The 24594-nt window shown below is 39.9% G+C and carries 16 protein-coding genes; 11 read left to right on the forward strand and 5 right to left on the reverse strand.

Features of this window, described 5'->3' with window-relative positions:
* Positions 1-35 precede the first annotated feature (35 nt).
* On the reverse strand, positions 36-845 hold the full coding sequence (locus tag SAE01_RS16445) for a sulfite exporter TauE/SafE family protein (RefSeq protein ID WP_174834618.1): 810 nt from the start codon (positions 843-845) through the stop codon (positions 36-38).
* A 184-nt stretch (positions 846-1029) separates the two neighbouring features.
* Between SAE01_RS16445 and crcB the strand changes: the two genes are divergently transcribed.
* Entirely contained in the window at positions 1030-1410 is a 381-nt protein-coding gene (gene crcB, locus SAE01_RS16450) for a fluoride efflux transporter CrcB (protein WP_147204890.1), read from the forward strand.
* 46 nt (positions 1411-1456) lie between these two features.
* Here crcB and SAE01_RS16455 read toward each other — a convergent pair whose 3' ends face one another.
* Both SAE01_RS16455 and SAE01_RS16460 read right to left on the reverse strand, forming a co-directional pair.
* On the reverse strand, positions 1457-4267 hold the full coding sequence (locus SAE01_RS16455; RefSeq protein WP_147204891.1) for a PAS domain-containing protein: 2811 nt from the start codon (positions 4265-4267) through the stop codon (positions 1457-1459).
* A 251-nt stretch (positions 4268-4518) separates the two neighbouring features.
* A complete protein-coding gene (locus SAE01_RS16460; protein WP_147204892.1) occupies positions 4519-4698 on the reverse strand; it encodes a hypothetical protein in 180 nt (59 codons plus the stop codon).
* A 684-nt stretch (positions 4699-5382) separates the two neighbouring features.
* On the opposite strand from SAE01_RS16460, the gene SAE01_RS16465 reads away from it, so the two are divergent.
* A complete protein-coding gene (locus SAE01_RS16465; RefSeq protein WP_147204893.1) occupies positions 5383-5997 on the forward strand; it encodes a hypothetical protein in 615 nt (204 codons plus the stop codon).
* Here the strand turns inward: SAE01_RS16465 and SAE01_RS16470 are convergent.
* Together SAE01_RS16470 and SAE01_RS25090 are read right to left on the reverse strand one after the other, a co-directional pair.
* Positions 5994-6779, reverse strand: a complete 786-nt coding sequence (locus SAE01_RS16470) for a glycosyltransferase (protein ID WP_147204894.1) — start codon at positions 6777-6779, stop codon at positions 5994-5996. The genes SAE01_RS16465 and SAE01_RS16470 overlap by 4 nt on opposite strands.
* 29 nt (positions 6780-6808) lie before the next feature.
* Positions 6809-7444 (reverse strand): acyltransferase, encoded by a 636-nt coding sequence (locus SAE01_RS25090; RefSeq protein ID WP_174834619.1) that lies wholly within the window; start codon positions 7442-7444, stop codon positions 6809-6811.
* A gap of 277 nt (positions 7445-7721) precedes the next feature.
* Between SAE01_RS25090 and SAE01_RS16480 the strand changes: the two genes are divergently transcribed.
* The 9 genes from SAE01_RS16480 (at position 7722) to SAE01_RS16520 (ending at position 24593) form a co-directional block, all read left to right on the forward strand.
* Complete coding sequence (locus tag SAE01_RS16480) at positions 7722-8333, forward strand: TolC family protein (protein ID WP_170234180.1); 612 nt, start codon at positions 7722-7724, stop codon at positions 8331-8333.
* Complete coding sequence (locus SAE01_RS16485; protein ID WP_147204897.1) at positions 8324-10507, forward strand: exopolysaccharide transport family protein; 2184 nt, start codon at positions 8324-8326, stop codon at positions 10505-10507. The genes SAE01_RS16480 and SAE01_RS16485 overlap by 10 nt, the downstream gene beginning before the upstream one ends.
* An 11-nt stretch (positions 10508-10518) precedes the next feature.
* Entirely contained in the window at positions 10519-11661 is a 1143-nt protein-coding gene (locus SAE01_RS16490) for a glycosyltransferase (protein ID WP_147204898.1), read from the forward strand.
* Positions 11662-11831: 170 nt separating this feature from the next.
* Complete coding sequence (locus tag SAE01_RS16495; protein WP_147204899.1) at positions 11832-13379, forward strand: O-antigen ligase family protein; 1548 nt, start codon at positions 11832-11834, stop codon at positions 13377-13379.
* A 20-nt stretch (positions 13380-13399) separates the two neighbouring features.
* Complete coding sequence (locus SAE01_RS16500; RefSeq protein ID WP_147204900.1) at positions 13400-14836, forward strand: MOP flippase family protein; 1437 nt, start codon at positions 13400-13402, stop codon at positions 14834-14836.
* Positions 14837-14876: 40 nt separating this feature from the next.
* The gene (locus tag SAE01_RS16505) at positions 14877-15830 is read left to right on the forward strand and encodes a hypothetical protein (RefSeq protein ID WP_147204901.1); all 954 of its coding nucleotides are present in this window, start codon (positions 14877-14879) and stop codon (positions 15828-15830) included.
* Between the two features lie 41 nt (positions 15831-15871).
* Positions 15872-16744, forward strand: coding sequence for an alpha-1,2-fucosyltransferase (locus SAE01_RS16510; protein WP_147204902.1), 873 nt, complete (start codon positions 15872-15874; stop codon positions 16742-16744).
* Positions 16745-16749: 5 nt separating this feature from the next.
* Positions 16750-18006 carry a glycosyltransferase gene (locus SAE01_RS16515; protein WP_147204903.1) on the forward strand — a complete coding sequence of 419 codons (1257 nt, stop codon included), beginning with the start codon at positions 16750-16752 and terminating at the stop codon, positions 18004-18006.
* An 8-nt stretch (positions 18007-18014) separates the two neighbouring features.
* On the forward strand, positions 18015-24593 hold the full coding sequence (locus SAE01_RS16520; protein ID WP_147204904.1) for a polyketide synthase: 6579 nt from the start codon (positions 18015-18017) through the stop codon (positions 24591-24593).
* The last annotated feature ends 1 nt before the right edge of the window (position 24594 follow it).

A 24594-nucleotide genomic window follows, 5' to 3' on the forward strand; every position in this document is an offset into this window, starting at 1 on the left:
GCCAGGGCAACAAATAAAATAGCACCCTGAAAAGATCAAAAGAATAGAAGCCTGGTTCCCACTAAAAACAATACAACGGCCAACGCTCGTATAATGCCTTTCGGTTTTATTTTTTGCGACAGCCTTGCTCCCACTTGTGCTCCGACAATAACGCCCATACCGATATAAACGGCTTTAGACCATTCTTGCCAGAAAGCGCCTTGTATCATATGAACAATGGTTCCCGCCAGGGCCATAATCGCTAATATAAAATGAGAAGTAGCCGTGGCAATATGCACGGGGAAATGAAGCAGACTTGCCAACACAGGGACGTGAATAATTCCTCCTCCTATGCCTAATAAGCTTGAGAGAAAACCAACTAAAAAACTGATGGCAATACCAACTGCGAGGTTGAAAGAATAATTGAACCTTTCTTTATAAACGTCAATAATTGTTCTATGCACCAAACGCGTGTTGTCACTATGTTCACCATCGCGCATTTGCCCGGGGCGCACCAGCAGGTAAATTGCCACAATAATTAGCAAGGCACCAAGAATAAGATTGAACAAATGTCTTGGAATATGACTAGTTACAAGCGCACCGATAATAGAGCCGGGCAAGCTGGCGACGGCAAAAATGATGGCAGATTTATAATCGATCCGTTTAAGTTTTGCATAAGCAACAGAGCCTGAGGCAGCGTTTAGAAATACGACAGCAAGAGAAATGCTGGTAACCACCTCCGGCTTTAAGAAAGGATACAAGAACAGCAGAACAGGTGCTAAAATAAAACCGCCGCCAGCACCGATCAACGTACCAAAAGTACCTACAAGAAAACCTAATGCGATTAAAAGTACAGCTGTAACCAATATTTAAGTTTGTAAAATATTAAAAGCGCAATTCTATAGTCTGCCCGATCAAATATAAGAGAGCCTGCTAACATTGGGCATTCAGTTCCTTATGCTATGATAGCGCTATTTGTAAACCTTTATATTTGATTAATAAAAAGAACGGCTGGTTGCAAGACACGGGCATCTGCAGTTCATTGGATGTATGAAGACAAATCTTATTTTAATTGGCCTAGGTGGTGCGCTCGGAAGCATAGTAAGATACCTGGTTTCGTTGTATGTATCGAAGCAATTTTCTTCTATGGCTTTTCCTTACGGAACTTTTGCCGTCAACGTAATCGGGTGCGTAATTATTGGAATTGTTTACGGGATGTCTGAAAGATTTCATTGGCTCACTCCTACTTTACGCTTGTTCCTGGTGACAGGTTTTTGCGGCGGGTTTACGACTTTTTCAGCTTTTGCTTATGAAAACCTTCAATTGCTGCAAAGCTCGAATTACACTGGTTTTGCCCTTTACACGACCTTAAGTTTTATCGTCTGTATAATAGCAGTTTTTTTAGGGTCGTTAGTAGTTAAGATTGTTTGAGTTGACTTTTGTCGTTTTCAGATAATCCGAGGAAAAGATGACGAACTTATTCGATAGGGAAAAATATTTTGAAGGTTGTTCCTTTGCCAGGTTGACTTTCCGCTCTAATAAAGCCTTTGTGGTTTTCAACAACTTTCCTCACAATAGCGAGGCCAATCCCAGTGCCTTCGTACTCCGCTTTACCGTGCAGTCTCTGAAACATTTTAAAGATTTGATCCGCATACGCCTGGTCAAATCCAATCCCGTTATCAGTGATCTCGATCAGGTTGTACTTCCGGTTTTCATCTATCTCCGGATGGTCAGGGTGCGCCTCAGCTTCACCAACTACTGAAGCAGTAATGATTATTACAGGACGAACACCAGGTTGGCTAAATTTTAAAGCATTTGTAATGAGGTTTTGAAATACTTGTTGAATTTGCCTTCTATGTCCCTTGATTGTTGGGAGAGTTTCTGCTATTATCTGCGCGTTCTTTTCGGCGACTGCTACCTCAAGATCTTCTAACACCTGCAGTACTTTTTTATTAAGATCGATGTTTTCTAAACTTGTATTTGTGGTCGAAGCATGAGAGAATTCCAACAAATCGTTGATGAGCAATTGCATTCTTTCAGTAGCTTTTTCCATCCGCTGAAAGTAGTGTTGGTCCTCTTCTGAAAGTCTTCCCGCAAGGTTATTTTTAAGGCGGTCAGAAAAGGTTCTGATTTTTCTTATAGGCTCTTTTAAATCGTGCGATGCAGCGTAGGCAAAATCTTCCAAATTCGAATTAGACCTTTTAAGTTCCCGGATGGTTCGCTCCAGTTCAAGCTGGGACTTCTTATTTGAAGTTACGTCAGTAAAAATATGAATTAGGTGATTGTCATCCATCTTAGAAAGGGTGAGTTCAAGCCATCGACCGGCGGCTTCCAGGTAGTATTGAATAAGCGAAGGATTGCCAGATTCCAATGTTTCTATACAAGCCTGTCCGTAGGGCGAATTAAAGATGTTAGGATCCATTTCGAGCGCTCTCTTAGACAAGTAAACCTCTTTGGGAATACCCACCGACTTTACTGCAGATGCATTAGCTAGAATAGTTCTGGCGTCATACACTTTACCCTGTTCATCTTTAATTAATTCGCTGACAGAAATTCCATTGGACGAATTTTCTAAAATATTATCTAACAGGTTCTTCTGGTTCTCGAGGTCCCTGGTCCTTTCCTTCACCTTTTCTTCAAGCAGGTCTGAAGCCTTCTTTTGGTCGTCGATATCGGTGCAGGTACCATACCATTTGTAGATTTTGCCTGCTTCATCTTTCAAAGGCAAAGCCCGTCCAAGGAACCAGCGATATTTGCCGTCAAAACGTTTAAAGCGGTATTCAATTTCGTAGGGGTTGCCGGTTTCCAAACTGTGCTTCCATGCTTCCCCGGCCCTTTGCTGATCGTCCGGATGCAACACTGTATTCCAACCCGTATCCTTTGACTGATCGTAGGTCAACCCGGTGTAATCGTACCATCGCTTATTGTAAAACTCGTGATAGCCGTCAGGCTTGGTTGCCCAAATTATCTGGGGCATAAAATCGGTAACAAACTTAAATTCTTTGTTACTCTCTTCGACTTTAATTCGGGCAGTTACCTGCTCGGTCACTTCAGTGGCAACCACCATTACTCCTGTAATCTTTCCACTTTCATTAACAGCGGTAAAAGCCAGTTTGAAGTAACGCCATTCAACTAATCCGTGACTTATAAAAGGAACGCGCCGCTCGTCGTTTACGTAAGGTTCGCCAGTCTCGTAAACTGTGTTTAGATTAGTAATAATGGAATGACTTTTTATTTCCGGTAGAACTTCCAGAAGCGGCTTCCCAATTACTGCTTCGGTCTTGTTAATCAGTTTGAGCATGCTCCGGTTGACTGTATCAAAAATCATATCGGGTCCGTTGAAAATAAGCATCGCCACCGGCGCAGTATTGATGATATTTCGGAAGTTTTTATCTTTTTGAATAAGTAACTCTTCGTTCTTTTTACGCTCCGTAATGTCTTGCATCGAACCGAGCATTCTATAGGGCTTACCGTTCTCGTCATGTAATATGTAGCCACGATCCAGCACAGTTGCGTAACCGCCATCTTTTCTTGCAAAACGATATTCTGCTAACCACTGAGTGCCACCTTCGTCAATTACCGCATGTATGCTTTTCACTACCCATTCACGATCCTCGGGATGCAGGCGAGAGGTCCACGCCTCAATAGTCGCGCCCTTCTCTTTCTCGCTGTAGCCAAAAAGCTCTTTAAAACCTTCGTTCCACCACATATCATCAGTAAGCAGGTTCCAATCCCAAATTGCATCCTGCGTTGCTTTGGCCACCAGTTCAAATCGTTCCCTGGCCTCCGAAAGGTCATTAGATTGTTCTTTGATACGGCGGTCCAAATCCTGGTTCAGACGTTGCAATTCTTCCAGCTCTTTAAGGTTAATGACTATAGCGTTTGCCGGTGAACCTTCTTGTTCCGCGGGATTATTTATTAGAACCAATGCTTCTACTGTCGAAAGTAATTTTACTAATCTATCCGCAATGCCTTCCATTTCGTCCAAACCTATCCTTGCTTCCGTTACCTTACCAGCTTTATATAAATCCACCAATTTTTTAGCCACTGTGTGAAGTGTTGTATGCACTTGCTCGAGTTCGTGCATTTCGGCAATGTCAGCATAAGCACTTAATGCATGACCATAGATCCATTTTCCAACCGAACATTCAAGGTGAGAAACTACGGGAGTTTCATCAAGGCTAGCCCCATATAATATCGACCGTAGCCTTGTCTTAAAAAGCAGATGTTTAGCGCGAGCTTGCTCAAAATCAAATCTAATCCAACTGCCTTCCTGTTCCTTGTTCATATTTACGAGGTGAGTTAAATTAAAGCGGATTGCAAATTTAGAAAGAAAGATGGTTGGTAAAGTACCTACACTTCGAGCACGGGCGCTGATTAGTGGCAGGTCCTGTCTACCCTTTGCCTTTTACGTCGCGTTCAAACATACCGATATTTCAGGAACGAAGTTTAATTGTAGTAATATGAATGAGATTGTTGGAAGGAGTAGACTTTGTATAAGAGCGCAAAGCTTTGGAGCTTTTTATCAGTTAATTTGAATTAACCCAATTTTTTGACTGCCTCTTCCCAGAGGTTACAGATGAAGTTTAGTTGAGACCAACGCGCATACAATACTTTGACAGTCATATCTGACTCATTTTTTGCTTTGGCAACCATATATTTTCTTCTTGCTAACCTCATTTTAACCTGTTGTTTTTTCAGTTTGGCTTTGATATCCATTAAAACGTATTAATCGGTAGTAATTTAAATCTTGCTAGTATTTATACCTAGTAAAACTACCATTAACATTTGAAATTCAAAATGAAAGTTGAGGAGATTTGTGGTGGGAATGGGGTTCGTTGGAGGAGAAGGGAATGCACTATCTGCTTTAATATGATGGTTTCAAAGCCCTTAATGCTCCAAGTGCGAAATTCGAACAGGCTTGAAAAATCGCCAGCAATTTAGCAACTACAAAAAATCGACTAAAAAAGATCCAAAGCTTAAGTCGACAGGATTTATTTAAAAGCAATTAAAGCAGCGGAAGGCTTACCGGAATTACCGAAAGCACCAAGGGCGTAATTTTGTCAGTTATTGTAGGCCCAAGGTTTTCAGTACAATACAACAATAAAGCTTCGATTACTTAAACTCCAGCTGCTTTTATGTACATCAATTAATCGTTCGCTTTTAATTCGACAATCAAACTGTGCTTTTTTAGTATTGACATTTTTGATACCACTTTTGTAAAAGCCCATATTTACATTCCACTAGTTGCCGCCCGATATTTAGCTACATCTAATCATACGGTAAAGTTGAGTGAACATGCAAGTTAATAATCCTTCTATCCTTCACACAATTATAACTAGACTTAGTCGTTTAAAGCTGTGGCTTATTTTGAATGTTTTTTCTAAAGCGATGATTATTAACATGAGGTTTCTACGTATAAAAATAATAGGTGTCCTTCTTACCGGTGCTATTGTAAGTTCTATCCCAACATTAGCGCAGACACGTACCGAATTGAAGGAGGCTGATAAACATATTGGTGAGACCGTGACAGTATGCGGTACCATTATAAGTGTCAAGCATCTTTATAATGTAAAGGATAAGCCCATTTTGGTAAATCTTGGAAACGTGACGCAACACCTTGACGTAATAATTGCCACAGAAGAAGGAAGTATTGCGAGCCTCTCTGCTGATAGCTTACAATACAAAGATGCTTGTGTAACGGGTAAAATTTATTACTTCAAAGGAACAGAACACGTTTATCTGAAAGCAGAAAATATAAAACTGAAAGAATCTGAAATTGTTGCTTCAGTAGCCTTTAAAGAAAAGGAAGCCGAACAGTTTAGCACGCCTTATATATTATCGGCAACTGAAAAAAGTAATGTCAAAAAGACGATAGCCCTGGATAGTAAAAGGCCCGACCCTAAATCGACTGCGCTTTTGATTAGATATATTAAGCTTGGAAAGATTGTTTCCTTTAAAGAGAAAAAAGGAAAGAAAATTTATATTGTCCAGTTTAAAGAGTATAAGAAAAATTAACTGGGTACTCTTTTGAAGTTTACGTCATAATTATATTTTACTTGCCTGTAAGTTTTACGAACAAGCGAGATCATTGGGTTATTACTGGTTCTCCAGCGCTTTTCCGTCCAGGTGCTCGGCTCGGTGGCAGAATTCTCCTGTATAAACAAGGTTTTAAATTCATTAAAAAACAGCCCTTTTCCTTTTTTTTGAATGAAGGAAACACACTTTGTATACTCTGTCTTCCTTGAATTTAAGTGTTCTGGGTAGCGACCGAACTTCTCTAAAAAATTACTTCTCCTCAGGTGCGGGTGATCGCTGTAATAGTGAAGCTTCATTGTTTTTAATCCCCAACGACTATATACCATTTCCGAAAATCCTTTGTCAAAAGGCTTCAAGTACGGGTAGGGTGAATAGGCATAGAACCTAACCAAATCCCACTTGGTGTCCGAACTCATAATATTTACTGCGTCTAGAAAATGGTTGGCAAAGACAGACGTAGGTATGAAGTCTTCCTGTACATAAAGTGTATAAGGGGTCTTAACCGCGTCCTGCCCTTTATTGATATTATTTCCGAGACCCTTGTTCTTCTGCGTGGTGATGAGCTGAAAGGAATATCGGTTCTCTAATTCCTTAACCGCTTCCAGGTGTTCTGGCAGACTTCCATCGTCAGACACTACGATGTCTCCAAATTTACAACTCCTTTCTTTGAAGGTTTGCAATAAACGCTCGAGAGAACTACTCCTGTTATAATGGGTAATCAGCAAAGTGACATCTGGAAAAAAGTAGTTTGTAGTAGACATGGAGTTATGGGTTAGCAATCGAATTACGATTAAAGACTTATGGGGTTTTTAGTAACAACGCCAATCCACTCGTTTGTTTCGAAGCTGTATTGTTTAATTATTTTAGCGGGATTACCAGCGGCTACACAATAAGGAGGAATACTTTTCGTAACAACAGATCCTGCAGCGATAACACAGTGTTTACCAATAGTGACCCCTGCAGTTATAACGCTGTTTGCACCGATCCAGCAGTTATCTTCTATAATTATTTTTCTTGTCGTTATCCCCTGCTCCCTAACAGGCAAAGCAACATCCTGGTACTTGTGATTTAACCCGCTTACTACAATGTTTTGAGCCAGTATAATATTGCTGCCTATTTCTACGGGGCCAATGATTACATTACCTAATCCAATCAAAGTATTATCTCCTATCACCACATCTCCTACCCCGTTATTTATAGTTGAAAAATCTTCAATTACAGAACTCTCTCCAATTTCAAAATAATTGAAGGGCACAACGTCTAACCTCACCCTTCTTCTTATTACGGAGCTTCTTTTTTGTTTATGAAAAAAGGGGTTTACAAACCAGCTTACCCACAATCTTGGCCTCGCTTCGTTTGCGGGTATTAATAGCCTGTGAACAATCTTTTTAAGCCTCTTATTATTTTTTAAAAAATTAAAATTCATTATCCCCTTATGTTATTAACCAGTTGTATTAATACGAAATAAAACAAGCTCAAAACCCGTTATAGCATCTATTGATTACAAGCGGGTATAAATAGTTGCAGTTTGTGCAGCAAAATCTTTTTTAAAGGAGTTGCATCATATTTTACTTTCTTGTCATCATACTAGCAACCAATTTTTTGAGAATCCTTTTTATCGTAATCCAAGTATGTATCGTTTTATCTTACTCTTATGCATCCTGTTCTTTTCTGTTGTTCCTAAGGTTGAGGCGCAGGAAACTATGTTAAACGAAATATCTTACCCTTATCTAGACACACTTATTCGTATTTCCAAAGGCTACTATGCCCGGATGAAAGTATTCGAAGCGCAGATAAACATAGCTGAACTAAATGTAAAAAAATCTAAAGCATCGCTTCTTGATGTCATCAACCTTAACTACTTATACAGTCCTAAGAATACTACCACTTTAATAAATCCTTCTCTATTAAATGGATACCAGGTTGGCGTGGGAATTAACATTGGCACGTTACTACAGAAACCTACCCAGGTTAAAATAGCAAAGAAAGAGCTGGAGATCACATGGCTGCAAAAAGATGAGTATTCTTACCTGCTTGAGGCGACGGTGAAAGAACGCTATTTTAAGTATATACAATCGTTATCTACACTTAAACTAATAGCCCAGTCTGAGATTGATGTGCAGAGCGTTCTCGTATCGGTACGAAACAAGTTTCAAAAAGGCGAGGAAACGTTCGGCAACTATTCTGCCGCTTTAGTAGCATATACGAATCAGAATCAAGCCAAAGTAGCTGCAGAAGCAGAAGTGTTTATTGCAAAGGCAAGGTTGGAGGAATTAATTGGGAACACGCTAGAATCTGTAAAACAATGGCAATAGAAAATTTTATAAAAGTTCTTTTAAGGCATAAGATAGCGCTGCTGATTATTCCAATGATCGCTGTTGCTGCTACTTACTATTTTCTGAAAGACTCTCCGGAGACTTATACATCTCGTGCACGAATTGCCACCGGCATTATCGATGGATCGAACGCACTTATGAATGGAAAGAGTGTGCCGGAGGTTCAGGTCAACCAGGAGTTTGGCAACATCATCCAAACCATGACGCTGAAAAAGGTTTTGAACCAGGTGTCGTATCAATTGGCCTTGCACGATCTTTCTACCGAAAAACCTTTCCGTCAAACAGGAAATCTATTGACACACCTCAGCCCAGGTGAAAAAAGGCAGGCTATTGAAATCCTTACAAATAAATATAACAAGAGGGAGGAGCTCTTTTTAAACAATCCTCAGGAAAATAAACTATCGCGGTTGCTGGCCTCCGTGGAGTATGACAGTGAATCGTTGCTTTCTGATCTCCTTATTTTAAGGGTTACTAATAGTGACTTTATTGATTTGACCTATGCAGCTGAAGAGCCCTTGCTTTCGGCTTTTGTTCTTAACACACTCTGTAAAGAAACGATAGCTTACTACACGGCAACCGTTAGTGACAACAACCGTAAATCCGTCGAGTTTTTAGATAGTCTTCTACAACATAAGCAAGCGGTTCTACAAGAAAAAACAGCTTACCTCCGGGACTATAAAGTAAGAAATGGCATACTGGATGTGAATGGACAGGCAAGTACTCTAATCTCGCAAATTGCAGATTTTGAAACGAAGAAGCAGGATGCTCAAAAAAACATAAGCTCGTACCGGGGTGCATTAAGAAATATTGACAGCAGGTTCAACCCAAATGACAGGAAGTTTTTTGAAAGCAGCGTTGCAAATCTAAACCAGGATATACTTGTCACCAGGGGCCGCCTAACAACAGTAAATAACGATTATATAAAAAGCGGTTTCGATCCTAAATACAAGGCGAGAGCAGACTCGTTGCAGTCAGTGCTTTCAAACCAGCTTAACAAAGTAAATGACAACTATAGCTACAATCCTACATCGTCTAAGCAGGAGCTGGTTGCACAAAAGCTCAACCTCGAAGTCTCCCTTGAACTTGCCAAGAATAGCGTGTCTTCGCTTGGCAGCGAGCTGAGCAGGCTAAACAGCAGGCTGTATTCGCTTGTGCCCTACCAGGCAGCAATAAAACGCACTCAGGATGAGATTGACCTGGCCACAACTGAGTACACCGAATTATCAAAAAAGTACGAGCAGGCAAGAATGGACGCGAGTTTTACTGTAAAGCTAAGACAGGTTGAAGCGGCCACACCAGGCACTCCGAAACCATCTAAAAAGATGATGCTCGTCGTTTTATCGGGAATCATAACTTTTGGATTTTGCATCATGGTACTCTTCGTTTTATTTTTTCTGGATGACTCTATAAATGATGGCAACGAACTCGCTAATCGTACAAAACAACCGGTATTAGGATCATTAAACCGACTTAAAAACGATAAGATCAATCTGACGGATATCTGGAACAACACAAGTGAAACTGGCGAATTACAATATTTTAAAAGCTTACTTAGCAGCCTGCGATTTGAGTTAGATAATAACCTGAACAACAAAAAGGTAATAGCCATTACAAGCCTGGATGGAGATGAAGGCAAAACTTTCTTTGCCTTAAATCTTGCCTATGCTTACACTATGATCAACAAGAAAGTTCTTCTTATTGATGGCAATTTCGGACAACCTGAAATAACAGAAACTGTAAAGACTAATATTTACTTCGAGGACTATGTGCTTTCCGATAACACCGACAAGTCTCTGCTTAACCCCGAAAGTAATCTGACCATAATGGGCAATAAGGGCAGCGATCTCTCCTTACTTGAGCTTAGTAGTCACCAGTTGATAGCAGAAAAAATAAAGACATTAAGAAATTTATTTGACGTTATTCTTATTGAGACGCCATCGTTAAATAGACTGAATAAAGCCAAAGAATGGATCATGTTTGCAGACAAGGTAGTGCCAGTGTTTGCCGCAGCGAAAACTATCCGCAATACCAGCAACGGTGAAATTGATTACCTGGGAAGTTTAAATGGAAAATTATCGGGCTGGGTTCTTAACCGTTTTGATGGGAAAAAATTTGCAGTGAAAGGCAGGAAAGTTAAAACAGTAAAAGCGTGAACATCGGGGGAATGACCTGGATAATACTCCAACTTATAATAGGGCACAACCTGGTAATGCCACTACTGCTTTATACAATTCATGTTTGTGCAAAAAAGCAAAAAGATTTGCCAGAACATTCAAAGGAAGCTGACTATGCAATTATAGTAACTGCATATGAACAAACCGATCTGCTGCAACAAGCAGTAAATTCTATTTTAAATATCAATTACAGCAATTATTTGGTTTATATAGTTGCCGATAAATGTGATGTTTCAGGTTTAATTTTCGATGATCCGAGAGTAATTCTTCTACGTCCTGAAACCACTTTGGGAAGCAATACACGGTCTCACTTTTACGCGATAAACAGGTTTGTAAGAAAACATGAAAGGTTAACGATCATAGACAGCGACAACCTGGTCGACAGGGAATATCTGCGAGAGCTAAACAAGTTTTTTGATAAGGGATATGAAGCAGTTCAGGGAGTAAGGGATGCGAAAAATCTGAACACAACATATGCCTGCCTTGACGCAGCACGAGATGTGTATTATCATTTTTATGATGGTAAATTGTTATTTGGTGTTGGTTCTTCAGCCACCCTTGCCGGCTCTGGAATGGCTTTCAATACTAAGCTCTACAGAGACTGCCTGGAACATCTTGACATAACCGGTGCGGGCTTTGACAAAGTCTTGCAATTTGAAATTGTAAAGCGAGGTAGACGTATTGCATTCGCAGAAAACGCACTGGTGTACGACGAGAAAACAGCAAAGACCGATCAACTTGTTATGCAACGTGCCCGTTGGATAAACACGTGGTTTAAATATTTTTCTTATGGTTTTACCTTAATGGCAAAAGGAATAAAAAAGACCAATTTTAATCAGTTCTTGTTTGGCTTAATCTTACTAAGACCACCGCTCTTCATCTTTTTACTATTAGCGATTGCTTGTTTTAGTGTAAACTTATTCATCTCGCCAATGATTGCCATTGTTTGGATGGTTGGTATTCTATTTTTTGTAGCAGCCTTTCTAATTGCATTGATGAAGACGAAGATTGACAAAAGAATTTATAGCGCGCTGATTAGTATCCCAAAATTTATGTTCTTCCAGGTATTGTCTTTAACTAAAGCTTCAAAGGCGAATAAAATTTCTGTGGCCACGAGACACGACTACAATTAAAAAATGTGAGAGGAACTTAATAGTAATGAACGTATGATTTTACCGAAGACAAAAAACGCTAAGTTGTTTAACGAGCAGGATGCCAGGGTTAAAAAAATTACCAAGGGAGCCGCGCTTTTATATGTGTTTGTCTGTGTCTTTATTTTCTTCTTTAAAATACTTTTCTTTTAATGGAAGAAGTGGAAATAATATTAAATAAAGGCAGAACCGGAGCAGGTGGAACCCCTCATACTAGTAAGTCAATCTCAGTTGCTGCAGCTATTAAAAACAACAAACTCCTTGCTTTTATATTATTTATCGCTGCTGCCCTTATCGCATCGTCGTTAGTGGCAAATATGGGTGTCGTTGGTGGAGTAATATGCATTGCTGCAGTTATTGGTTTGCCTTTCGTCTATACCATTGTTGTCTACCCAAACTTTGGTATTATTTTCCTGTTGGTGCTTGCTTACTTTCTCATGTTTATTTTGAGGTACCTGCATAACGTGCCGTTGGGCACGGCTGTTGACTCTTTAGAAGTCCTGTTTATTCTCGGTTTCTTTATTAAAATGAAGAAGGAGAAAAATTGGGAAATGGTTAAAGGACCTACTTCCATTCTTATACTTGCCTGGATTTTCTATAACCTTCTTCAAGTTTTTAATCCTTCAGCCGAGTCGATTTTAGCATGGGTATATACCGTGCGTTCAGTTGGTTTATTAATGCTGTTGTATTTTATTTTTGTTTACAACGTTCGCACGATCTCTTTTATAAAACTTATTTTAAAAGTCTGGATCCTACTTTCTATTGTTGCCGCATTGTACGCGCTGAAGCAGGAGTTTATTGGGTTCTCAGCTGTTGAAGAAGAGTACCTTTATTCAGATCCTATTGTATCAGCTTTGTTGTTTATAGATGGTGCATGGCGGAAGTTTTCTATTTTTTCGGATCCTGTTACATTTTCGTACAATATGGCTGCAAGTAGCCTTCTTTGTATTGCTCTTATAACCGGTCCGCTTAGACTTTGGAAGAAGCTGGTTCTTGGATTTCTAGCCGCTCTTTTCTTGTACGTAATGGTCTTTTCGGGTACCCGGGGCGCTTATGTACTAATACCTGCCACACTACTTCTATTTGCAATTCTTAAGTGTACAAAGACGATGATGGCGACAATGATGGTAGTGGGAGCCTTCTTTGTTATTCTAATTTTTATTCCTACAGGCAATGTCACTCTATATCGTTTCCAATCTGCATTCAGACCATCAAACGACGCGTCTTATAATTTAAGAAAAGCGAATCAGAAAAAGATCCGGCCTTACATCTTGTCTCACCCAATGGGGGGAGGCCTCGGTTCAACTGGAGTCTGGGGTGTGAAGTTTGCCCCTACATCGTACCTCGCAAGTTTTCCCCCTGATAGCGGATATGTACGGGTCGCAGTTGAAATGGGATGGATTGGACTATTCCTCTTTTGTCTTTTAATGTTCACTATTTTAAAAACAGGCGTCAATAATTTTTATAGTATTCAAGATGCGGAACTAAAAAGCTATTGTCTTGCCATGACCATGATTGTTTTTGCATGGAACATCGGCAATTTTCCGCAGGAAGCATTTGTACAATTTCCTACAAACGTCTATTTCTATTTAGTGGCGGCATTGATAACAGTAACGTATAGAATTGATAAAGAAAAGCAGGCCGCTACAAAACAAGTCGAACTTCAACAAAACACTGAAATTGGAATTCGGGCATTTTAGTATCGGAGGCAGGATGAATTATGAGTAATAAAAAGAAAGCAATAAACGGCGGTAAATGGATAACAATTTCAACCGTTATATCAACTGTTTTTCAGTTTATGCAGGTTGCTATTCTTGCAAGGCTGTTAAACCCTTCTGCTTTCGGGGTAGTCAGCATAAGTACCTTGATAATTGCTTTCTTTAATATTTTCACTAACCTCGGATTTTCTAATTCAATTATTTACAAACAAGAGCAGGATCGGAAAGTACTTTCAACCCTTTATTTCCTAAATCTTATTCTCGGCGTAATCATTTTTATTGCCATTTATTTCAGCGCTCCTTTAATTATTGCTTACTACAAAGAGGCTAAACTGAGCGAGGTTATCAAGTTGTCATCGACCTATTTCCTCATTGTTTACTTCGGGCAGATTTACTATTTCTTACTTGAAAAAGAATTGCAGTTTAAGTCGGTGGCAGTTATTGAGATAATAGGTGCGGTTGTGGGTACTACCGTTACCATCACACTTGCCTACTCGGGCTTCGAAGAGCTTTCATTGATTTACGGGCAATTATCCATGCAAGCCGTAAGAACAATATTGCAAATAATACTTGGCCGCAAATACTTCGTGCCGAAGCTTTATTTCAACATCTTTTCAATAAAAGAACATCTACAATTTGGAATATATAATGTGGCAGACGGGTTTATTGGTTTTATACAATCAAATGCAGACAACATCATTATTGGGGGAGTTTTAGGCGTTAAAATGCTCGGCTACTATACAATTGCAATTCAACTGGCGGTGTTCCCAATCACCAAATTAAATCCGATCGTTCTTCAAGTCACTTATCCCCTATTAGCGAAGATGAAGGATAATCTTTCAGGTCTTAAAACCTCCTACCTTACCATACTCGACTTCTTATCTTATATAAATCTGCCCTTATTAGCCGGCTTGTTTATTACCGCGGATAGTGTAGTTCCACTGTTCTATGGACCGGGTTGGGAGCAGACAATAGCGCTGATAAAAATATTTGTATTTATAAGTTTCTTTAGCTGCCTGGGTCATCCCCTGTACACGCTGGCTTTTACAAGAGGAAAACCAAAGCTGTTGTTTTATTTAAATCTTGCCACACTTGCAGTAAAGATTCCGCTACTCTATGTCTTCTCGAAATATTGGGGAGTAACCGGTATTGCTATGGCATTTTTAACAGCCACTTTTATAAACCTCGTTCTTAATTTTTGTATCGTTCATCATCTGATCGGCGACTTTATTAAAATGTTTCTTAGAAATCTTTTAAAACCCGTCTTCTTTTGTTTGTTAATGATCGCTATTATTTATGCTTATAAGATGTTGGTAGGTTATACAGGTATCATCAATACAATAACGCAGGTATGTATTGGGGGAATAATCTACGGAGTACTAACGTTAATATATAAGATTTCGCTTTCAGAAATTAAGGCACTAAAAAAGGCCATTTGATAAACGATTTCAAAAAGAGACTAATAAAACAGAACAGCAAATGCAACGCTTAATTCTAAAATCTTTATACGCCTTTGTGCTCATAAAATATCCCCGAATCCGTAACGATCTAAGGTATTTTATAAGAGATAATTATTTCTGCCGACTTAACCAGGCTCGCTTTCTGGTGAAAGATTATTTGGTAAAAGAGCAGTACAAAGAGGTTGAATATTATGGAGAATTCGACCAGGAGCTGCGGTATGTTTTGCCTTTTGCTTACTGGCACCATTTGAATGGGACACTTAAGAAAACAATATCGTGTAAGAATACAAAGGAGTTTTATTTCTTCAGCAAGAACCATGAAGAAAAATATAGCGAACGCGTTTGGAAGGCGGGTTACGACTACTACGACGTTCCCAACATGACCCATAGCAATTCTTTTAGTTATAGAAAGTGGGCACGAGTTCCTCTAAAGAAATTTTATAAAAACGATGAGTTTGTTTTTGAGAAACCCATTTTAATCATTGCCAATAAATACAATATCGAGTGGGACAACCCGCCATTGAATTACCTTGACATAGCCTCGCTTGATAAAATCATTTCAACCTATAAACACAAGTACCAGGTCATTTACAACCGTCCTTTATCTACCCAGATTATTTCTGATAACAGCGAGGTGCTTGACCTAAACGAACACTCGTGGCTTCGGGAAAAGCATCCTGAAGTTTTACTTATGAATGACTTGTATACTAGCTACAGATCAAAGGTTGCGAGCTTCAATCACCTGCAGTTAATGGTCTATGCTAATTGCGACCGGTTTATTTCGATGCATGGAGGCACCGCAGCTTTAGCTAGCTATTTTGGTGGAAAAAATATAATTCTATCAAATCCCTCACATGGTATGGAGCACCATTTTGATGAATACAAAACAATATTTCCTGCTTTATCAGGAGCTACAATTCTTCACGCTAAAAGTCGGGATGAAGTATTCAGGTATTTAGAAGAATTATATTAAAAAGAGTGCAAGTAAGCGATCGCTTGCAACATGAAGACAGTATGATCATTTCAAAAATTACAAGTGGATTAGGAAACCAACTCTTTCAATATGCAGTTGCGAAGAGTCTCTCTTTAAAACATAAAACTTCTTTGTTTTTCGACCTAAGCTATTATAAATCGACTTATGAAACAGACACAGCACGGAGCTTTAAACTTCATCATTTTGATATTGATTACAAAACACTAAACACCTCTCCGCTTGTCTACCTTTCTAAAGCCACTAAACTTTTTCCCAATAGAAGTTGTCAGCCTTTTTTCTTACTTCTGAAAGAAAAGCATTTTCATTATGATGAACAAGTAGTGAAGGCTAAATCCACTTGCATTACACTTGACGGATTTTGGCAATCAGAGAAATACTTTGCAGACGCTACCGAAGCAATAAGAAGAGAGCTAATCTTCAAAGACGCTGCAACTTCAAGTTTAAATGATTATAAGGGACAAATTGAAAAAGCCGTAAACCCCGTTTCAATTCATATCAGACGAGGTGACTACGTTAGTCACCCTGAGTTCAGCAAAAGCTTTGGCTTTATTGGTCTCGAATATTATGAACAGGCTGTGAGCTATATAAAGACTAAGGTTGAAAATCCTACCTTTTTTGTTTTTAGTGATGATAAAGAATGGGTTAAGAAAAGCTTTAAACTACCGGGTTCAAATGTATTTGTCGAAACCGCGGGAGAAGACAGTGATGTAATAGAATTGCAACTAATGAGCTTGTGTACGCATCATATTATTGCTAACAGTTCTTTTAGCTGGTGGGGTGCATGGTTAAATAACAATAAGAACAAAATCGTTATTTCTCCGGCAAGCTGGTATAAGAACAAGCCTGATTGGAACACTAAAGATTTACTCCCGGCTTCGTGGGTAACATTTTAAATAATATGAAATTCCGCAATCACGATATTGTAATGCTTACCTCATCCCGCTGGGATGATGAACTCTCGTCCTCAGCATTGAGTCTTGCAAAGGAATTCTCAAAATCAAACAGGGTTTTTTATATAGATCATCCTTTTTCGATCAAAGATTTTTTTTCTGGCAAGAACAAAACCAGGATTAGGTCACGGATGTCATCTCTACTATTAGGTAAAGGTATCTGCAGGAGGGTTGAGGGATTTCCTCCTGGTTTCACAGCCGTTACGCCGAAGCTTACTATTCCTATAAATTGGCTGAAAGATGGAAAGATGTATAATTTTCTTTCAGGTAAAAATGATCAAATATTATACAAAACGCTGAGGGAGGTAATCAAGAAGAACAGCATCAAGCAATACATCTTCATAAACATCTTTGATCCGTTTTTTTTCAAAAGCTTTCCGTCCGACCTAAAGCCTAGCCGGCTCATCTATCAAACAGTGGACGACATCAGTCAGGAAGAATACATTGCAAAGCATGGAATACGCCTGGAAAAGGAAGCAATTAGTAAGGCTGACTTCACCTTTGCTACTTCCAGGGAATTGGTACGACGTGTTACCCCATTTTCTAGTCGCGTTTTCTATCTGCCTAATGCCGCTGATATATCAATTTTTAAAAGGGCTTCGAACACCATCTTACCTCGCCCGGAAGAATTAAAAAATATAATAGGAAAAATAATTTGCTACACAGGCGTTATCGGTACAAGAATCAATTATGATCTCTTAAAGAAAATTGCCATTCATCATCCTGATAAAACACTTGTATTAGTAGGGCCTGCGTTGACCTCAGAATATATTGATGCAGGCCTCAGCGACTGCCCTAATATTATTTTTACAGGTGCAAAGGATATTAATGAGTTGCCCGCCTACTTGCAGTATTCCGATGTTGCAATCATTCCCTTTGAGTACAACCAGTTAACCAAAAGCATTTATCCCCTCAAAATAAATGAGTACCTCGCTGCAGGAAAGCCTGTCGTCTCAACAGCATTTTCGGAGGACATAAAGGAGTTCGATAAGGTGGCATATATAGCCAAAACCAATGAGGAATTCTTGCAGTTGATCGACTTCGCCATCAAGGAAAATTCATTGCAGAAAAAGACTGAAAGAATGAACGAGGCAGCAAAAAACACATGGCAAAATAGGGTAGAAACTTTTTGGAATATTGTCGAAGAACAAAGTGAAGCTAGTACCGGGCGGCCCGGAGCGGTTTCAATTAATAAGACTTTCTAATAAATTCAATGTCAATCTTAAATACAGGCAATATCGATACAGCTTTAGTTCACACACTTTTCGAGTCTGCAGCTGAAATGCACGCGGACAAAGTTGCTATAGTTTTCAGCGATGAGACAATCACATATAAGCAATTGAATGAACAGGCACAGAACTTAGCCTTTACAATAGTAGGGAAGGCAGACACATGTGACTTAATTGGTGTTAGTGCCTCGCGCGGTATACAAACTATCATTGCCGTGCTTGCTATACTGAAAGCAGGCAAAGCTTATTTGCCACTTGATATTGACTATCCACGCGAAAGGCTTTTACACGTTATAGAAGATGCAAGGTTAAAATTTTGCATCGCTCCGCCAGCCGAGACAAAGCTGTTTGAATCTTTAGGCGTTTACGTTATCGAAACTGATAGCGATTCCAAGAAAGCTATTTTAGAACAAAAGGCTGTGCCTGGTTCTGTAGCCTATGTCTTATATACATCAGGATCGACGGGTAAGCCGAAGGGTGTTTGCATGGGACATAAGGCGCTCGTAAATCTTTTAAAGTGGCAGGGCGAAAGTTCAAGTTCTGGTGTCAACACAAGAACGCTTCAATTTGCGCCTCTAAGTTTTGATGTTTCTTTCCAGGAAATATTTGCAACGCTCACAACGGGCGGCACACTTGTGTTGATCGAGAATGAGCTACGTATTGAGCCGGAAGCCTTACTGCAGTTCATTGAAAAAGAAAAAATAAACCGCATCTTTCTGCCGTTTGTCGCATTGCAATATTTAACAGAGGCAGCAAATGCAAGTAACCTTTTTCCTGTTTGCTTAGAGGAAGTAATCACCGCAGGGGAACAACTTAAAATTACGCCGGCAATTGAACGCTTTTTTAGTCAACTTCCTATATGTCGTTTAATTAATCAATATGGGCCTACCGAATGTCATGTGGTGACCGAATGCAAGCTCACAGGCATACCAACTGCATGGCCAAAACTTCCATCAATAGGCAAGGCAATCGCTAACACAGAAATATTAATTCTTGATGCAAATCATAATGAATTGCCGCACGATGAGACAGGCGAACTCGCTATTAGCGGAGCCAGTCTTGCAAATGGTTATTTAAATAACCCTGAATTAACAGCTTCTAAGTTCGTAGAAGTTGAAAGGGCTAATGGAGAATTTAAAAGAGTTTATCTGACCGGCGATTTAGCTCGCAAGTTGGAAGACGGAAATATTGAGTATCTCGGACGAAAAGACGACCAGGTTAAAATACGTGGGGTAAGAATAGAATTAGGCGAGATCGAAGTTGTGCTGAATCAAATCAGCAATGTTAAACAAGCGGTAGTCATCGCTGACGAAGGCGAAGATGATCAAAAGCGCCTCGTTGCTTACCTCGTGTCTGGTGATGGTAAACGTGACACCGCTAACGTAAAACAGTACCTCAGCGATCAGTTACCGGATTATATGATACCGTCTGCATTTGTGTGGGTACAAGAACTTCCTAAAACTACCAGCGGTAAAATTGACAAGAAGGCGCTACCACGCCCCACTATTACTCGTCCCGATCTGGCTGTTTTGTATAAAGCTCCTAAAACCATTATTGAAAAAAGGATTGTTGAAGTATGGACAAAAGTGCTTGGTATAGATCAACCGGGCGTTGATGATAACTTTTTTGAGCTTGGCGGAAATTCTTTACTCGCCCTTAAATCAGTAACTATTCTTTGTGAAAAGTTTGGTTACACACTACCGGTTACCAAACTCTACAAGTTTGCTACGGCCGCAGCCATTGCAGATTTTCTCGAAAATGGAATAGGTTCAAAAAACGTTCAAACCAGCATTAAACTTAAACAAGAAATTGTAGATGATATAGCCATCATTGGAATGGCGGTCCGCTTACCTAGCATAAATACGATTTCAGAGTTTTGGGAAATTTTAAAAGAGGGAAGAGAAACCACTACATTTTTTACAAATGAAGAATTGTCCATTCACATTGATCCTTCTATAAAGTCTCATAGCAACTACGTAAAGGCAAGAGGCGTAATTGATAAGATAGAAGAATTTGACGCTGCTTTTTTCGGCATTAATCCTAAGGCTGCCGCCCTAATGGATCCGCAGCAACGGGTATTTTTGGAAATCACCTGGGAAGTGTTGGAACAGACAGGACATCTGCCTGAAAAATATAAGGAGACGATTGGCGTGTATGCAGGAGGAGGAAACAATTCTTATTATATCAACAATGTCTTACCTAACCCAGACGTCGTTGATAAAGTAGGCGCCTTTAACGTAATGACGCTTAATGAGAAAGACTATATAGCATCAAGAACAGCATACGAATTAAATTTAAAGGGTCCTGCCGTTGGTGTTTACTCAGCCTGTTCTACTTCACTGCTTGCTGTAGCGCAGGCTGTCGACGCTGTTAGAAAAGGATATTGTTCTATCGCCATTGCCGGAGCCGCGTCCATTACTTCGCCTGTAAAAAGTGGACACCTCTACGAAGAAGGTGGAATATTAAGTAAGGACGGCCATTGCAGACCTTTCGACAAAGACGCTTCAGGAACAGTTTTTAGCGATGGCGCAGGCGTTGTTCTTTTAAAAAGCCTAAAGGATGCTGTACGTGATGGTGATACTATTTATTCAATCATAAAAGGTGTAGGTGTAAACAACGACGGGTCAGGCAAAGGCAGTTTCACCGCTCCTGCTGCTGAAGGCCAGGCAGGTGCAATTAGTATGGCGATAAACGATGCACGTTTACAACCTTCAGATATCTCTTTCATTGAAGCACACGGTACCGCCACAGCCATCGGCGATCCGATAGAAATAGAAGGATTAAATCTTGTTTTTGGGCAGCAACAATCCAAACAATTTTGCGCGGTTGGTTCAGTAAAAAGTAACGTGGGTCACCTAACAGCCGCTTCCGGCATTGCCGGCCTTATTAAAACAACTCTATCTCTATATCATAAACAGATCACTCCTACCCTATTTTATAAGCAAGCTAACCCTGAGATAGATTTTGTAAACAGTCCTTTTTATGTAAGCACTGAACTAAAAGCATGGGCCACAAGTGAGAAAAGAAGAGCCGGAGTAAGTTCATTTGGAGTAGGTGGCACAAACGTTCATGTGGTTGTGGAGGAATACGAAAACAAAGAGATGGAGTCTGGCGGATCAAGGCAAATGCAGCTTCTTACATGGTCTGCAAAATCTCCTCTAAGTGGAAAGGGTTACGCAGAAAAGCTGGTGGAATTCTTACAACATAATAAGAACGAAAACCTGGCCGATCTCGCTTATTCGCAGCATTCAACACGTGCTGAATTCAACCATCGCTATTCAACGGTAGTATCAACAAATGAAAAAGACATAGCCGTTTTACAGCGCGCTATCCAATCTGCAGAAACTAATACAGTGTTCGAAAAACCTTCAGAGGTTGTATTTATGTTTCCCGGCCAGGGATCGCAGTATTTAAATATGGGACTTGGTTTATACCAAAACGAACCTGTGTACAAGCAATCAATTGATACTTGTGCTGAGTTACTGCTTCCCTATCTTAAAATTGATATCCGCCATATCATTTTTCCTACTGAAAACAGTAGTGACAATGCATCTGCACTCAACAATACGTTTTATACACAGCCAGCAATCTTTATTACAGAATATGCTTTAGCTAAACTTTGGATGAGTTGGGGTATTCATCCAACCATCCTTTGTGGCCATAGTATTGGTGAAATCGTTGCCGCTCATCTTGCAGGCATTTTTAGTTTAGAAGACGCCATTCAGTTTATTGTGTTAAGGAGTAAAATGGTGAGCGAATTGCCGAAAGGAAAAATGCTGTCGATCAGAACTGATGTCAAAAGTTTGAAGGATATTCTCCCGCAAAATCTTTCAATAGCAGCAATAAACAGTGACGATGTAATTGTGGTTGCGGGTACAGAAAAAGATATCGTGGATTTTTCAGATAGTTTAACCACCAAGGAGATACCTAACAAAGTTCTTACTACCAGTCACGCTTTTCATTCTTCTATGATGGAGCCCATTATAGACAAGCTGCAAAAAGTGGCTGAAGGCCTTGTTTTACATCGGCCGCTAAAACCAATCATGTCCACGGTCACTGGCACTTGGCTTACTGACGCACAAGCCGTTGATCCGAAGTATTGGGCAGAACATGTTAGAAGAACGGTATGTTTTGGAGATGCTTTAAAGAATATACTATTAGAAGAGAACCCGATTTTTCTTGAAGTAGGTCCCGGCATTGTCACAACCACTCTTGCCCGCAAGCAGACAGTGGGAAAGAAGATCACTGTAGTTTCAAGCCTTCAGGATAAAAACAACGAATACGCTTCATTACTGCAGTCTTTAGGAAAGCTGTGGATGTATGGTTTGGAGCCGGATTGGCAATTATTTTATTCAAATGAAAAGCGAAAAAGACTAACACTTCCAACTTATGCGTTTGATAAAAAATACTGTTGGATTGACCCTCCTATTAAATCTGGTGTACCTGCAAAAGTCGCAGTTGAAACTAACTATGATAAAATTCCTACTCCAACTTTATTGCAAGAATTACCAATGAGAAAGGCAACTTTAGTCAAAAAAATAAAACAAATCATCGAAGATGCCTCGGGTCTTGAAATGGAAGATGATACGACCGGAATCAGTTTCTTAGAAGCTGGTCTTGATTCGTTATTACTTACCCAACTGGCCATAACACTAAAAAAAGAATTTGCCGTTCCGGTTACTTTCCGCCAATTACAAGAGGAAAGCAACACTATAGATTTGTTAGCTGAATATCTTGAGAAGGCACTTCCACCTGATACCTCTGCAGAACATAAAAATCATACTACAGAGCCTGCGTTAAACCATTTTGTTTCGGCTAATGGCAGTCATCATTCAACGCTTGAATTTATTACGCAACAGTTGCAGTTGCTAACAAAACAGGTGGAAAATTTACGTGGTACTTCGAACAATTTTCAAGCAAATTTCTCAAAATCAAAAGAAGTGAGTTTGTCCGAAATTGGCTCTTCTCACGATACATCAGGATTAAGCGCCGAAGAGTTTTTTGAAATAAAAAAGCCTTTTGGCGCGACGCCAAAAATTGAGCGCAGAAAAACAGATTTTACACCCGCGCAGGAAAGATTTCTGCAGCAATTGACCTTAAGGTATAATAAAAAGACTCAAGGCAGTAAAACTTACACGCAAGAAAACCGGGCACATATGGCAGATCCCCGCGTAGTATCGGGGTTCTCTCCATTAACCAAAGAAGTCGTCTACCCTATTATTGTCAATAAGTCAAAAGGCAGCAGGTTGTGGGACGTTGACGGGAATGAATACGTTGACGCATTGAACGGCTTTGGCTCAAACCTGTTTGGCTACCAACCTGACTTCCTTAAAAAAGCAATTTATGACCAGGTGGAAAAAGGGTTTGAATTAGGTCCACAACATGAACTTGCGGGCGAAGTAAGTAAAATGATTTGTGCGTTCACAAATTTTGACAGAGCAGCTTTCTGCAACACTGGCTCGGAAGCAGTATTAGGCGCTTTAAGAATAGCACGTACTGTAACAGGCCGTTCACTTGTCGTTGCCTTTACAGGTTCTTATCATGGAATAAACGATGAAGTACTTATTAGAGGAACAAAAAAATTAAAGTCGTTTCCGGCAGCGCCAGGAATTATGCCTGAGGCCGTCCAAAACATGCTGATCCTCGACTATGGTACGGAAGAAAGTTTACAGATAATCAGGGAGCGGGCACATGAACTCGCAGCGGTTTTAGTTGAACCTGTGCAAAGCAGGAGACCTGAATTCAGACCAGTCGATTTTCTGAAACAAGTTAGAGATATAACGCATCAGTCGAACACCGTATTGATTTTTGACGAAGTGATAACAGGTTTCAGAATGCATGCGGGGGGCGCACAAGCTTTGTTTGATATAAAGGCAGATGTAGGAACTTATGGCAAAGTGATTGGCGGAGGATTACCAATTGGTGTGATCGCCGGCAAAAAGACTTTCATGGATGCGCTTGACGGCGGCTACTGGGACTATGAAGATGACTCTATTCCAGAAGTAGGTGTTACATATTTTGCCGGAACCTTTGTTCGGCACCCGCTTGCTTTAGCCACTGCTAAAGCCACACTGGAGTATATGATGGCAAAAGGGCCGAAGCTTCAGGAAAGTATAAATTACAAGGCAGAATATCTCGCCAATAAAATAAATGCTCAATTAGAGCGCAGGAAACTACCAATTTATATTGCTCAATTTGGCTCCTTGTGGAAAACGAAATTCAAAGAAGATGTACTTCACGGAGAGTTATTGTTTACGCTAATGCGTGAGAAAGGAGTTCATATTTGGGATGGCTTTCCTTGTTTCATGACCGAGGCACACAGCCCGGCAGACATAGAATTTATCATTGATGCATTTATAGAAAGTGTCGATAGTATGATAGCAGCGGGATTCTATAAGGAGGCAAAATCGGTGGATCAAAAAACTTTCCGAAATGGAGATAATTCATTTAATACAACACCAGTTCCCGGAGCAAGGCTAGGGCGCGATAAAAGCGGTAATCCTGCCTGGTTCATCGCCGATGCAAAAGACCCTGGAAAGTACCTTCAGATAAAGACACATTAAA

The sequence above is a fragment of the Segetibacter aerophilus genome, assembly GCF_007991655.1.
Classification (GTDB): Bacteria; Bacteroidota; Bacteroidia; order Chitinophagales; family Chitinophagaceae; genus Segetibacter; species Segetibacter aerophilus.